Raw genomic sequence first — 13,197 nt, 5'->3', positions numbered from 1 at the left:
CTCACCCCACCCCGTCCCGGTTTCGTCCTCTGTCATCGGACGGGTCGGGTCCTCGGGGCCGCCGGGCCAGGGCCGACCACCCGTGCCGCCACGCCGGGGCGGCGATGCGATGCCGCCGCCGCCCGTATACGCGCCACCCGGGCCGCCACCGGGCCCGCCGGCAGCGCCACGCAGACCGCCGCGGCCAGGGTGCCCAACGCGGCGCCCGCCGCCACGTCGTGGGGGTAGTGGACGCCGACGTACACCCGTGAGGACGCCAGCAGCGCGGCCACCGGCAGCACCAGCGCGGCCGTGCGCCGCCAGGCGAACACCGTGCCCACCGCCAGTGCCGCCGCGAGCGTCGCGTGGTTGCTGGGGAAGGACCAGTCGCCCGGCGGCGGGCACGCGGCGATCGGCGGTGCCGCGCCGGTCACCGCGCGGCAGGGGCGCTCCTCGTCGACGACGGTCTTGAGGGCCTCGCTGCACACGTATGCCGCCACCGTCGCCACCGGCACCAGCAGCGCCAGCGCCATGCCGTGCGCGGTGCCGTGCCGGGCCCGCCACCAGGCCGCGGCGGCGACCGCCGCGAGCAGCAGCAGCCCCGCGTCCGTACCGAATTCGGCCAGTCCGTGCAGCCAGCCGGGCGAGTCGTGGGCGGCGTCGGTGATGTCGCGGTAGAGATCCGTGCTCGTCATGGATCAGGACGGTACGAATCCGTACGCACTCACCACATCGGGCGTTCGGCAGCGGCCGTATCTGACGAAAGTCAGGGGTGCGGCCGCACTGTCCGGTCGGATGATGGGAAAAGTAAGGGGCTTGTGCGGCGGGTACTGGCTGGTGGTACCTCGGATCTCTCGTAGAGTTTCCGCGTGGGATCTCTGCGCAATCCGATCGGGCCGCTCCCCTCCTCCATCTACTGGCGACGGAGGGCAGTTGCGCTGCTCCTGCTCGTGCTTCTCGCCATCCTGGTCATCTGGGCCTTCACCATGGGCGGTTCGGGCGGCGGCAAGCACGACGACAGCAAGGGCACGGGCGGTGGAGCCGCGAGCACCATCACCCCCGGCCCTTCGGCGACCACGCCGGTCAACAGCGATCGGCCCGGCGGGCGCGACGAGGCGGACGACGACGAGGACGGCAGCGGCACGGGCGGCGGTGGCAACGACGGCGCCGCGGGCGGCGGTTCGGGCGGTGGTGGCTCCGGCGGCGGTGCCCAGGGCATCGGTTCCGGCGAGGGCGTCGCCGTACCGGCCGACTCGCAGCTGTCGGACTGCAAGCCCGGCGCGGTCGAACTGACCGTGCGCAGCGTCAAGGGCGGCCGTGTGAAGAACTCCTACGCCGCCGACGAGGAGCCGGCGTTCGAGATCATCGTCAAGAACTCCGCGTCCAGCGCGTGCAAGGTGGACTTCGGCCGCGCCTCGGCGTCGCTGACGATCACCGACTCCGGCAACGACCATGTGTGGGCGTCCGATGACTGCCCGAAGGGCAGCGCGGTCGCGCTGGTCGAGGTCCCCGGTGAGGGCGAGAGCAAGCGCACGGTGAAGTGGGACCGCAAGCGGAGCGCCGAGGGCTGCGCGACCCCGTCGGGCGGTGCCGCCGCCGGGGCCGGTACGTACCTGGTCGAGGCGAAGGTCGGCGGACTCGGCGCCGCGCAGGTGTCGTTCGTCCTCGAGAAGGACTGACGTCCGGTTCCGCCAGTGCCGAGACCGTACGTCCGGTTCCGCCAGTGCCGAGACCGGACGTCCGGTTCCGGCAGTGCCGAGACCGACGGCCGGAGCGCGCACCGCCCGCTCCGGCCGTCCGTTCATACGCGTACGCGCACCGCTACACGTATCGTTCGAGGATCGAGGACTCCGCCAGCCGCGACAGTCCCTCGCGCACCGACCGGGCGCGCGCCTCGCCCACCCCGTCGACCGTCTGAAGGTCGTCCACGCTCGCGGCCAGCAGCTTCTGCAGGCCGCCGAAGTGCTCCACCAGGCGCTCGATGATCGCGCCCGGCAGCCGCGGCACCTTGGCCAGCAGCCGGAAGCCGCGCGGCGAGACCGCCGAGTCGAGGGTCTCGGGGGAGCCGCTGTAGCCCAGGGCCCGCGCCACGATGGGCAGTTCGAGCAGCTCGGCGTGGCTGAGCCGGTCCAGCTCGGCCAGAGCCTCGGCGACCGTGCGGGTCCGCTTCGCCGTCGGCTCCGGGACGTAGTCGCGGATCACCAGCTCGCGCTCGGGCTCCACGCCGGCGATCAACTCGTCCAGCTGGAGGGAGAGGAGGCGGCCGTCGGTGCCCAGCTCGACCACATACTCGGCGATCTCCGTGGCGATCCGCCGCACCATCTCCAGGCGCTGCGCGACCGCCGTCACGTCCCGGACGGTGACCAGGTCCTCGATCTCCAGCGCGGACAGGGTGCCCGCCACCTCGTCCAGCCGCAGTTTGTACCGCTCCAGCGTCGCCAGCGCCTGGTTGGCGCGGGACAGGATCGCCGCCGACTCCTCCAGGACGCGCCGCTCCCCGTCCACGTACAGCGCGATCAGCCGCATCGACTGGCTGACGGAGACGACCGGGAACTTGGTCTGGATGGAGACGCGCTGCGCGGTGCGGTGCCGGGTGCCGGTCTCCTCGGTGGGGATGGACGCGTCCGGGACCAGCTGCACCCCCGCCCGCACGATCTTGGTGATGTCCTTGTCGAGGATCAGCGCGCCGTCCAGCTTGCACAGCTCGCGCAGCCGGGTCGCGGAGAACTCGACGTCCAGCACGAAGCCGCCGGTGCACAGGGGCTCGACGGTCTTGTCCATGCCCAGGACGATGAGGCCGCCGGTGTTGCCGCGCACGACGCGCTCCAGCCCGTCCCGCAGCGCCGTGCCGGGTGCGACGGCGCTCAGCGAGGCGCGCATCAGGTCATCGGCCTTGCCGGGTGCCGCCCGGTCGCCTGCTGCCACTGCACTCCTCCGTCGCCAGGTCTGTCGGTGCCGCGGGCCGTCCCCCGGCCGTCCAGTGGTGCGTACGTACGGGCGAGACCAGGGCAAAGTCTACCGGCGCTCGAGCTCCTCCCGTGGGGCGTCCCGGCGTACGCGCCGCGGCAGCACCCGGAGCGCGTCCCCTATGTCCGCCACCTCCTGAACGCGCATCCCCTCCGGGATCCTGCCGGGGTCGGCCGGGACCAGCGCGTGCGTGAAGCCCAGCCGGGCCGCTTCGGAAAGCCGCCGCTGCACGCCCGTCACCCGCCTGACCTCGCCCGCCAGCCCGACCTCGCCGATCGCCACCAGGTTCTTCGGCAGCGGGGTGTCGCTGGCGGCGCTGGCGAGCGCGAGGGCCACGGCGAGGTCCGCGGCGGGCTCGGACAGCTTCACGCCGCCGACGGTCGCGCTGTAGATGTCGCGCTTGCCCAGAGCGCTGATCCTGCCGCGCTGTTCCAGCACGGCCAGCATCATCGACACCCGCGAGGTCTCCAGGCCGGAGGTGGTGCGGCGCGGTGAGGGGATCTGGGAGTCGACGGTGAGCGCCTGCACTTCGGCGACCAGCGGGCGGCGGCCCTCCAGGGTCACCGTCAGGCAGGTGCCGGGCACGGGCTCGGCGCGGCGGGTGAGAAAGAGCCCGGAGGGGTCGGCGAGGCCGGTGATGCCCTCGTCGTGCAGCTCGAAGCAGCCGACCTCGTCGGTGGCCCCGTACCGGTTCTTCACGCCGCGCACCAGCCGGAGCCGGGCGTGCCGGTCGCCCTCGAAGTGCAGCACGACGTCCACCAGGTGCTCCAGCAGGCGGGGGCCCGCGATGGCCCCGTCCTTGGTGACATGGCCGACCAGCAGGGTGGCCATGCCGCGCTCCTTCGACGCCCGGATCAGCGCCCCGGCCACCTCCCGGACCTGCGCCATACCGCCGGGCGCGCCGTCGATCTCGGGGGAGGCGACGGTCTGTACGGAATCGAGGACCAGCAGCGAGGGCTTGACGGTGTCGAGGTGGCCGAGGACGGCGGACAGATCGGTCTCGGCGGCCAGATACAGGTGGTCGCTGAGCGCGCCGATGCGGTCGGCGCGCAGCCGCACCTGGCTCGCGGACTCCTCGCCGGTGATGTAGAGCGTGCGGTGGTCGTCATCGGCCGCCTTGGCGGCGACGTCCAGCAGCAGCGTGGACTTGCCCACACCCGGCTCGCCCGCCAGCAGCACGACGGCCCCGGGGATCAGGCCGCCGCCCAGCACCCGGTCCAGCTCGGGAACTCCGGTGCCCCGCGCGGTGGCCTGGCGGCCGTCCACCTGCCCGATGGGGATGGCGGCGGAGGTGACCCGGCCGGGCGCGGTGGTCCGCACGGCCGGCGTGCCGAACTCCTCGACCGTCCCCCACGCCTGGCACTCCGGGCAGCGGCCGAGCCACTTGGCGGTGGTCCAGCCGCACTCGGTGCAGCGGTAGGAGGGCCGGTCCTTGGCGGACGAGCGGGAGGTACGGGCAGCCATGCCGTAACGCTAGCGCCGGGGACTGACAACGGAGGACCGGCCCCGGCATGAGGAGCGGGTTCCGGCCGTCGCGCGACGAGTGGGGCACGCCCCCGAGCGATGCGGGGTACGCCTCACCTGCGGCGGGGCGCCCTGTGCGCCTGCGCAACGCGCCGGGGCACGTGCGCCGGGCACATAGCAGGTTGCGCGGAAGTCATCGGATCTTCTGTCCCCCTTTGAGGGAGATGGTCACCCGTAAGGGTTAAACCTGTCCAAGAGTCCCGAGCTGATCTGCATCATCCGCCTACCGTCACCGAGTGATGAGCACACGGTCAGAGCACCCCACGCACGCCACCGGCGCACACCGGGCGCAACGCCGCGTCTCGGGGCCCCTCTCCAGGGGCCCCTCCATGGAGGCACCTTCAGGACGGGGCCCGGGGAACCCGGGAGACGGACATCAGGGAAGCGAGCCTCAGGGAGACGGACCCCGAGGAAACGAACCTTCGGCGAGCGAGCTGCCGGGAAGCGAGCCCGAGGACTGTCATCAGCGCCCTCTGGCGCGCTACGAGCCCTATCTGGACGGCCTCTTCACCTACTGCCTGTCCGTTCTGTGCGACCACGACACCGCGACCGCCGCGCTCGGCGAGGCGCTCGCCGTCTCCGAGCGGCAGCGTGCGCGCGGTCGCCGCACCCCGGCCGACGGCGCGCTGGAACGCCCGTGGCTCTACGCCCTCGCCCGCTGGGCCTGCCAGCGCAAACTCGCCGAGCTGACGGGCTGTGCGCGGCAGGGGACCCGGGAGACGGCACGACGGGGCGGTGCGGGCGGGACCGCCGGCCCGGGCGGCCCGGGGGAGCCGGGCGGGTCGACCGCGCTCTCCGACGCCGTGGCGGCCCAGCGCCACCGCGAACTCGCCGCGCTGGCCTGGCCGGAGGCCGCCGGTACCACCGCCGAGCAGCGCGAGGCCCTCGAACTGGCCGTACGCCACCGGCTTACACCGCAGGAGGTCGCGGCCGTGGTCGGCCGGGAGCGCGACGAGACCCGCGCCCTGCTGGCCAGCGCCGCCTGCGAGGTGGAGCGGACCCGCGCCGCGCTCGCCGTCGTGGAACTCGGGCACTGCCCGGTCGTCGCCCGGCTCGCCGGCGACACGCAGGTGCTGCTGTCCGCCGCGCTCCGCCGGGAACTGGTGCGGCACGTCGACGACTGCCGCGCCTGCCGCCGCCGGGCGGAGCAGGCCACCGCGGGCGGCCCCTGGCCGGGTACCGCCGCCGCGCCCGCCGAGCTTCCGGTGCTCGACGCGCCGCGCCCGGCGGTGCACGCGGCGATGCTGAGCGCACTGCGGGCACGCCCGACCCGTGCGGGCGCGGGACCGCGGTTCGACCGGCTCGGCTTCCCACTGGCCCCCAAGGAGCGCGCCGCGCGCCGCAGCCGGATGCGCAGCCGCGCGATGGCCACCACGATCGTCGCGACGGTGATCGCCGCTCCGGTGCTCGCGCTGTGGGCCGCGTACCGGGGCGCGCCGCTGACCGGCGAGGCCCGCGACGCGGACGCGGTCTCGGCGCAGGAGGACGGTACGGCCGGGCTCGACAGCAGCGGGTACGAGGAGGCGGGCAGCGCCCAGGAGGAGGGCGTCGGCCCGTGGCCGCGCGACGGCTCCGGCCTGGCAGTCGACGTGATCGGTCCGGACGGCGGACGGTGGACGGGGGCGTCGCAGGGCCAGGATGCCTCGGAGGACGAAGGCGCCGACCGCCGTACGGAGCACCGCCGCGCACGCGGCGAGGGGTCGCGGACCCCGCGCCCCGGCCGTCCCGCGCCGGGGCCGGGCCGGCTGACCGTCGACGCGCAGCCGAGCGGCGATGTGACGGTCATCACGCTCACCGCGTCCGGCGGGTCCCCGGTGCGCTGGTCCGCCACCCCGAGCGCCGGATGGCTCCAGCTGAGCCGGACGGCCGGGGTGCTGCGGCCGGGCCAGTCGGTGACGTTCACGGTGTACGTGGACCACGGGCTGGAGCCGGCGGGCCGCTGGAGCGCGCGGGTGGAGGTGGGGCCGTCGGCCGGGGTCGTGGTGATCGAGGGCCGGGGCACGTCCCCGAACCCGACCCCGGAGCCCACGCCGAGCCCGACGCCCCCCACGTCACCCCCGTCGCCGAGCGACCCGCCCCCGGCGGATCCGTCCCCGACCCCGACGCGGGCGACCACTCCGCCGGGCTGAACCGGCTGACCACTCGGCCGGGCTCAGGACGCCGGGTCAGCGGGGCGGGTCGGCCGGGTGGGGGGCCAGGAGCGGGAGGTGTGAGGCCAGGCGGGCCGCGCAGAGCTCCGCCAGCTTCTCGTAGCCCTCCTTGCCCATCAGCTCCGTCAGCTCCGGCCGGTACGACACGTACACCGGGTCCCCGCCGCCGTGCGCCGACGTCGCCGACGTGCACCACCAGTGCAGGTCGTGGCCCCCGGGGCCCCACCCGCGCCGGTCGTACTCGCCGATCGTGACCTGGAGCACCCGGGTGTCGTCCGGGCGGTCGATCCAGTCGTACGTCCGCCGGATCGGCAGCTGCCAGCACACGTCCGGCTTGGTCTCCAGCGGCTCGCGGCCCTCCCGCAGCGCCAGGATGTGCAGGGAGCAGCCCGCGCCGCCCGCGAACCCGGGCCGGTTCTGGAAGATGCACGAGCCCTCGTAGCGGCGGGTCTGGCGGTCGCCGTCCTCGTCCGTCTGCGTCCAGCCCGTCTCGCGGCCGACGTCGTGGAACTGCCAGAGGTCCGGGGTGAGCTTGGCCACCTCGCCCGCCACGCGCTGCTCGTCGTCCTCGTCCGAGAAGTGCGCGCCCAGGGTGCAGCAGCCGTCGGCGGCGCGGCCGGCCTGGATGCCCTGGCAGCCCTGGCCGAAGACGCAGGTCCAGCGGGACGTCAGCCAGGTGAGGTCGCAGCGGAAGACCTGCTCGTCGTCGGCGGGGTCGGGGAACTCGACCCAGGCGCGCGGGAAGTCCAGCCCGGCCTCGTCACGGACGGGACCGGACCCGGTGGCCCGGGCGGACCCGTTGAGCCCGTCGGGCGCGCCCGCGCCGCTCGCGGCGGTACACCCCGCGCCCGCTGCGTCCACGTCCGCGTTCGCGCCGCGCGCCTCCGCCTCAGCCGACCGCTTCACCTTCTTGTTCGCCGTTTTGTCCCGCTTGGCCTTTTTCGTCTTCGCCACCCCACAAGCGTAAGCGGGCGGGGACCCGTGCATGACCGGTCAGCGGGCGCAGTAGCGTGCAGGCATGAGACTCGGAGTCCTCGACGTGGGTTCGAACACCGTCCACCTGCTCGTGGTCGACGCGCACCCGGGCGCGCGTCCCCTGCCCGCCCACTCGCACAAGGCGCAGCTGCGGCTGGCGGAGCTGCTCGACGCGGACGGGGCCATCGGGCCCGCCGGCGTGGAGCGGCTGATCTCGGTGATCAAGGACGCGCTGGTGGCGGCCGAGGACAAGGGCGTGGAGGACGTGCTGCCGTTCGCGACCTCCGCCGTCCGCGAGGCGACCAACGCGGACCAGGTGCTGGCGCGTGTCGCCGAGGAGACCGGTGTCTCGCTGACCGTGCTCAGCGGCGAGGAGGAGGCGCGGCTCACCTTCCTCGCCGCCCGCCGCTGGCTCGGCTGGTCGGCCGGGCGCCTGCTGGTCCTCGACATCGGCGGCGGCTCGCTGGAGATCGCGTACGGGCTGGACGAGGAGCCCGACCTGGCCGTCTCCCTGCCGCTGGGCGCGGGCCGGCTGACCGCCGGCTGGCTGCCCGGCGACCCGCCCGAGCCGACCGACGTCCGCGCGCTGCGGCGGCACGTCCGCGCCCAGATCGCCCGGATCGTCGGCGACTTCAACCGGCTCGGCGCGCCCGACCACGTGGTCGGCACCTCCAAGACCTTCAAGCAGCTGGCCCGGATCGCGGGCGCCGCGCGCTCCGCCGACGGCCCCTACATCACCCGCAAGCTGTCCTTGCGGACCATGGAGGAGTGGGTGCCGAAGCTGGCCGTCATGCCGACGCTCCAGCGCGCGGACCTGCCCGGCGTGTCGGAGGGCCGCGCGGGACAGCTGGTGGCCGGGGCGCTGGTCGCCGAGGGCGCGATGGACCTGTTCGGGGTGGAGGAGCTGGAGGTCTGCCCCTGGGCGCTCCGCGAGGGCGTGATCCTGCGCCGCCTCGACCATCTCCCGACGCCCTGATCGGGCACGGGGCGCCTCGACCGGGCCCCGGGCCCTGGTGCGGCGGGTCCCGGGCCCTGGTCCGGGTGCCGGGCGGGCCCTGGCCCGGGTGCCGGCGCCCCGGCCGCGTCCCCAGGCCCTGACCCTGCTCCGGCGTGTCGACCCACCGCGGGCCTCTTGACGGGCGGCCGTCTCCCTCCGGCTCGCCGGGCGGCCGTACGCTGTCCCTCGTGACAGAGCCAGTGGTGCGCATCCCGGATGCGAAGGTCGCCCTGTCCACGGCCTCGGTCTATCCCGGGTCGACGGCGACGGCCTTCGAGATCGCCGCCCGCCTGGGCTACGACGGGATCGAGGTGATGGTCTGGACGGATCCCGTCAGCCAGGACATCGAGTCACTGCGCCGGCTCTCCGACTACCACCACGTGCCGATCCTCGCCGTGCACGCGCCCTGCCTGCTGATCACGCAGCGCGTGTGGTCCACCGACCCGTGGGTGAAGCTCCAGCGGGCGAAGGCGGCGGCCGAGAAGCTCGGCGCGAGCACCGTGGTCGTCCACCCGCCGTTCCGCTGGCAGCGCGGCTACGCCCGCGACTTCGTCCGGGGCATCTGGCGGATGAGCGACGAGACCGATGTGCGGTTCGCGGTCGAGAACATGTACCCGTGGCGGTACCGCGACCGCGAGATGCTCGCGTACGCCCCCGACTGGGACGTCACCAGCGACGACTACCGGCACTTCACGATCGACCTGTCGCACACCGCCACCGCCCGCACCGACGCCCTCCAGATGATCGACCGGATGGGCGACCGGCTGGGCCATGTCCATCTGGCGGACGGCGGCGGCTCCAACAAGGACGAGCACCTGGTGCCGGGGCGCGGCACCCAGCCGTGCGCCGAGGTCCTGGAGCGGCTGGCCGCGACCGGCTTCGACGGCCATGTGGTCGTCGAGGTCAACACCCGCCGCGCGATGTCCGGCGCGGAGCGCGAGGCGGACCTGGCGGAGGCGCTGGCCTTCACCCGGCTGCACCTCGCCTCGCCGACCAGGGTTCCGCGCTCATGACGTCCGACGACCGCGCGACCGGCTCCGTGACCGGCTCCGCGAGCGGTCCCGTCAGCGGTCCCGCGGGCAGCGGTCCCGCCCCGCGCCGCCGCGGCCGCCCGGCCCGTACCACCGCCGCCGACGGGCCGGCCGCACGCGACCGGATCCTGGACGCCGCCAGGACCGAGTTCGCCGAGCGCGGCTACGACAAGGCGTCGGTGCGCGGCATCGCCAAGGCGGCGGGCGTGGACCCGGCGCTCGTGCACCACTACTTCGGCACCAAGGAGCAGGTCTTCGCCGCCGCCATCGAGCTGAGCTTCGCGCCCGCGATGTCCGTGCCGGATGTGGTGGCCGAGGGCAGCCGGGAGGCGGTGGGGGAGCGGATCGCCCGCGCCATGTTCGGGATCTGGGAGAGCCCGGCCACCAGGGCGCCCATGCTGGCCGTCCTGCGCTCGGCGCTGACCAACGAGACCGCCGCCGCCGTGCTGCGCAAGATGATCGAGCGCCGGCTCCTGGAGCGGATGGCGGGCGAGCTGAGCGACCTGAACGACATCCCGGATCCGAAGTTCCGGGCGCAGCTGGCCTCCGGTCAGCTGCTCGGGATCGCCATGCTGCGGTACGTGATCAAGATGGAACCCATCGCGTCGGCGGAGATCGATGAGATCGTGGCGATGGTCGGTCCGACGATCCAGCGGTATCTGACGGAGAAATGACCGCCGGCGAGGCATGATCACGAACGGCGTGGCCGCGGCCGCGTCGTCCGTAATCCGGACTTCCCGTCCAGATCTTGGATGGGCGGCGTACGCTTCGCAGTAGGCAAGAGCCGTACACACGAGGGAGTGGAGCACTGTGCCCGAGCTGAGGTCCCGCACCGTCACCCATGGCCGCAACATGGCGGGCGCCCGCGCCCTTATGCGGGCGTCGGGCGTAGCGAGCGAGGACATCGGCAAGCCGATCGTCGCGGTGGCCAACTCCTTCACCGAGTTCGTGCCCGGACACACCCACCTGGCGCCGGTCGGCCGGATCGTCTCCGACGCGATCCGCGCCGCGGGCGCGGTGCCGCGCGAGTTCAACACCATCGCGGTGGACGACGGCATCGCCATGGGCCACGGCGGCATGCTCTACAGCCTCCCGTCCCGCGACCTGATCGCCGACTCCGTCGAGTACATGGTCGAGGCGCACTGCGCCGACGCGCTGATCTGCATCTCCAACTGCGACAAGATCACGCCGGGCATGCTGATGGCCGCCATGCGGCTGAACATCCCGGTGGTCTTCGTCTCCGGCGGCCCGATGGAGGCCGGCCAGGCCACGCTCGTGGACGGCACGGTCCGCAAGCTCGACCTGATCAACGCGATCGTCGACGCGGTCAACGAGAACGTCTCCGACGAGGACGTCCTGCGTATCGAGGAGAACGCCTGCCCGACCTGCGGGTCGTGTTCCGGCATGTTCACCGCCAACTCGATGAACTGCCTCACCGAGGCCATCGGCCTCTCCCTGCCGGGCAACGGCTCCGTGCTCGCCACGCACACCGCCCGCCGCGCGCTGTACGAGAACGCCGGCCGCACGGTCGTGGAGATCACCAAGCGGTACTACGAGGACGGCGACGAGACCGTCCTGCCGCGCAACATCGCCACCCGCGCCGCCTTCGAGAACGCCATGGCGCTCGACATCGCGATGGGCGGCTCCACCAACACGATCCTGCACCTGCTCGCCGCCGCCCAGGAGGCCGAGCTCGGATACGACCTCACCGACATCGACGAGGTCTCGCGCCGGGTGCCGTGCCTGGCGAAGGTCGCGCCGAACGTGGCCCCCGGCGGCACGTACTACATGGAGGACGTGCACCGCGCCGGCGGCATCCCGGCGATCCTCGGCGAGCTCTACCGCGGCGGACTGCTCAACGAGGACGTGCACACCGTCCACTCCGCCTCGCTCGCGGACTGGCTCAAGACCTGGGACGTGCGCGGCGGTTCGCCGTCCGCCGAGGCCGTCGAGCTGTGGCACGCCGCCCCCGGCTGCGTCCGCTCCGCCACCGCCTTCTCGCAGTCCGAGCGCTGGGAGTCCCTGGACGTGGACGCCGAGGGCGGCTGCATCCGCTCCGTCGAGCACGCCTACTCCAAGGACGGCGGCCTGGCGGTGCTCAGGGGCAACATCGCCGAGGACGGCAGCGTGGTGAAGACCGCCGGTGTCGACGAGTCGATCTGGACGTTCGAGGGCCCGGCCGTCGTCTGCGAGTCCCAGGATGAGGCGGTCGACAAGATCCTCTCCAAGGTCGTCAAGGAAGGCGACGTCGTCGTCATCCGCTACGAGGGCCCGCGCGGCGGCCCCGGCATGCAGGAGATGCTCTACCCGACGTCGTTCCTCAAGGGCCGCGGCCTGGGCAAGGCGTGCGCGCTGGTGACCGACGGCCGCTTCTCCGGCGGCACGTCGGGCCTGTCGATCGGCCATGCCTCCCCCGAGGCCGCCTCCGGCGGCACGATCGCGCTCGTCGAGGACGGCGACCGCATCCGGATCGACATCCCGGGCCGCTCGATCGAGCTGCTGGTCGACGACGCCACCCTGGCCGCCCGCCGCGAGGCGCTGGGCGGCGTGTACGCCCCCAAGAACCGCGAGCGGAAGGTGTCGGCGGCGCTGCGGGCGTACGCGGCGATGGCGACCAGCGCGGACAAGGGCGCGGTGCGGGACGTGAGCAAGCTCGGCTGACACCTGTATCGGCCCCAGCCGTCACGGCTGGGGCCGTCGCAGCCGGGGTTGTTACAGCAGGGATGCGTCCGCCAGCACCGCGTCGATCTCCTGCCGCCCCTGTTGCGGCGAAAGGCCGAGGAGGAAGGCCGAGCGGCTGTCGTCCACTGAGACGACGGTCATGCGGAGATAGAGGGTGCCGCAGTCGGCGTGGGTCACCTTGAGCACCGCCGTGTGCGCGGGCCGGTCGCTGACCGTCGTCGCCTTGGTCTCCTGGGGCGTCGTCTTGCCGTCCGGGCAGAAGAACTCCGCGTTCGACGAGGCCGCGCGCTCCGTCTCATAGCGCAGTCTGGACTGCGGTATGCCCCCGGTCCGGCCGGCCATGACCGAGCCGCCCTCGCCATTGGAGCCCTTCTTGCCGATCGCCGTGGTGAAGGCATCGATCAGGTCGCCCTTGTCGCGCTTCCAGCCCTCGGGTATCGGGTAGGAGATCCCGGCCTTCTCGTCCTTCACCCGCGGCCGGTCCGCCGGCGTGGAACTCTCCTTCACCTGCGGCCGACTCGCCGGCGCGGGATCGTCCTCGTCGCGGGTCAGCCACCACGCGGTGAGGGCGCCGCCGATCAGCACGAGGACCAACGCGACGACACCGGCCACCACGGCCCGGCGGTTCCGCGGCCCCCCGGGGGCGGGCGGGAGCGGATACGGATGTCCGCTGCCCGGCGGATACGGCTGCGGATGTCCGGTGCCGGGTGGGTACGGCTGCGGATACCCGGTGCCCGCCGGATACCCAGAGTTCTGCGGATACCCAGAGTTCTGCGGGTACGGCTGCGGATACCCGGAGTCCTGAGGGTACGGCGGCTGCGGATACCCGGAGCTGGGCGGATGCGGTGGCGGGCCGGCGGGGGGTGGCGTCGTCATGGGCCCAGCCTTCTGG

General features: G+C 73.6%; 11 protein-coding genes. 6 read left to right on the top strand and 5 right to left on the bottom strand.

The genetic code is table 11. The features are described from left to right. Positions 1-32: 32 nt before the first annotated feature. A complete protein-coding gene (locus ACQUSR_RS14190) occupies positions 33-674 on the bottom strand; it encodes a phosphatase PAP2 family protein (RefSeq protein ID WP_431042927.1) in 642 nt (213 codons plus the stop codon). 174 nt (positions 675-848) lie between these two features. Between ACQUSR_RS14190 and ACQUSR_RS14185 the strand changes: the two genes are divergently transcribed. Beyond that, a complete protein-coding gene (locus tag ACQUSR_RS14185; RefSeq protein ID WP_431042926.1) occupies positions 849-1,658 on the top strand; it encodes a hypothetical protein in 810 nt (269 codons plus the stop codon). 142 nt (positions 1,659-1,800) lie between these two features. On the opposite strand, the gene disA is transcribed toward ACQUSR_RS14185, so the two are convergent. Together disA and radA are read right to left on the bottom strand one after the other, a co-directional pair. Beyond that, positions 1,801-2,859 (bottom strand): DNA integrity scanning diadenylate cyclase DisA, encoded by a 1,059-nt coding sequence (disA, locus tag ACQUSR_RS14180; RefSeq protein ID WP_304465693.1) that lies wholly within the window; start codon positions 2,857-2,859, stop codon positions 1,801-1,803. Positions 2,860-2,994: 135 nt separating this feature from the next. Further along, the gene (gene radA, locus ACQUSR_RS14175; RefSeq protein WP_431042925.1) at positions 2,995-4,410 is read right to left on the bottom strand and encodes a DNA repair protein RadA; all 1,416 of its coding nucleotides are present in this window, start codon (positions 4,408-4,410) and stop codon (positions 2,995-2,997) included. Between the two features lie 389 nt (positions 4,411-4,799). On the opposite strand from radA, the gene ACQUSR_RS14170 reads away from it, so the two are divergent. Beyond that, entirely contained in the window at positions 4,800-6,599 is a 1,800-nt protein-coding gene (locus tag ACQUSR_RS14170; protein WP_431042924.1) for a BACON domain-containing protein, read from the top strand. A 36-nt stretch (positions 6,600-6,635) separates the two neighbouring features. Here ACQUSR_RS14170 and ACQUSR_RS14165 read toward each other — a convergent pair whose 3' ends face one another. Next, complete coding sequence (locus ACQUSR_RS14165) at positions 6,636-7,574, bottom strand: hypothetical protein (protein WP_431042923.1); 939 nt, start codon at positions 7,572-7,574, stop codon at positions 6,636-6,638. A 64-nt stretch (positions 7,575-7,638) separates the two neighbouring features. Here ACQUSR_RS14165 and ACQUSR_RS14160 point away from each other — a divergent pair, with 64 nt between their 5' ends. From ACQUSR_RS14160 to ilvD, 4 genes are all read left to right on the top strand, one after another. Next, on the top strand, positions 7,639-8,571 hold the full coding sequence (locus ACQUSR_RS14160) for a Ppx/GppA family phosphatase (RefSeq protein WP_431042922.1): 933 nt from the start codon (positions 7,639-7,641) through the stop codon (positions 8,569-8,571). Between the two features lie 209 nt (positions 8,572-8,780). Then, positions 8,781-9,605, top strand: coding sequence for a sugar phosphate isomerase/epimerase family protein (locus ACQUSR_RS14155; RefSeq protein WP_431042921.1), 825 nt, complete (start codon positions 8,781-8,783; stop codon positions 9,603-9,605). Continuing rightward, positions 9,602-10,297 carry a TetR family transcriptional regulator gene (locus tag ACQUSR_RS14150; protein WP_431042920.1) on the top strand — a complete coding sequence of 232 codons (696 nt, stop codon included), beginning with the start codon at positions 9,602-9,604 and terminating at the stop codon, positions 10,295-10,297. The genes ACQUSR_RS14155 and ACQUSR_RS14150 overlap by 4 nt, the downstream gene beginning before the upstream one ends. 136 nt (positions 10,298-10,433) lie before the next feature. Next, complete coding sequence (gene ilvD / locus ACQUSR_RS14145; RefSeq protein WP_431042919.1) at positions 10,434-12,284, top strand: dihydroxy-acid dehydratase; 1,851 nt, start codon at positions 10,434-10,436, stop codon at positions 12,282-12,284. Positions 12,285-12,335: 51 nt separating this feature from the next. Here the strand turns inward: ilvD and ACQUSR_RS14140 are convergent, their stop codons facing one another. Continuing rightward, positions 12,336-13,181 (bottom strand): hypothetical protein, encoded by an 846-nt coding sequence (locus tag ACQUSR_RS14140; protein WP_431042918.1) that lies wholly within the window; start codon positions 13,179-13,181, stop codon positions 12,336-12,338. Between the last annotated feature and the right edge of the window lie 16 nt (positions 13,182-13,197).

It is taken from the genome of Streptomyces sp. P1-3 (genome assembly GCF_050613155.1).
In the GTDB taxonomy this organism is placed as follows: Bacteria; Actinomycetota; Actinomycetes; order Streptomycetales; family Streptomycetaceae; genus Streptomyces.
The sequence above is the reverse complement of the archived record's forward strand: the minus strand, read 5'-3'. Positions and strand labels throughout refer to the sequence as shown.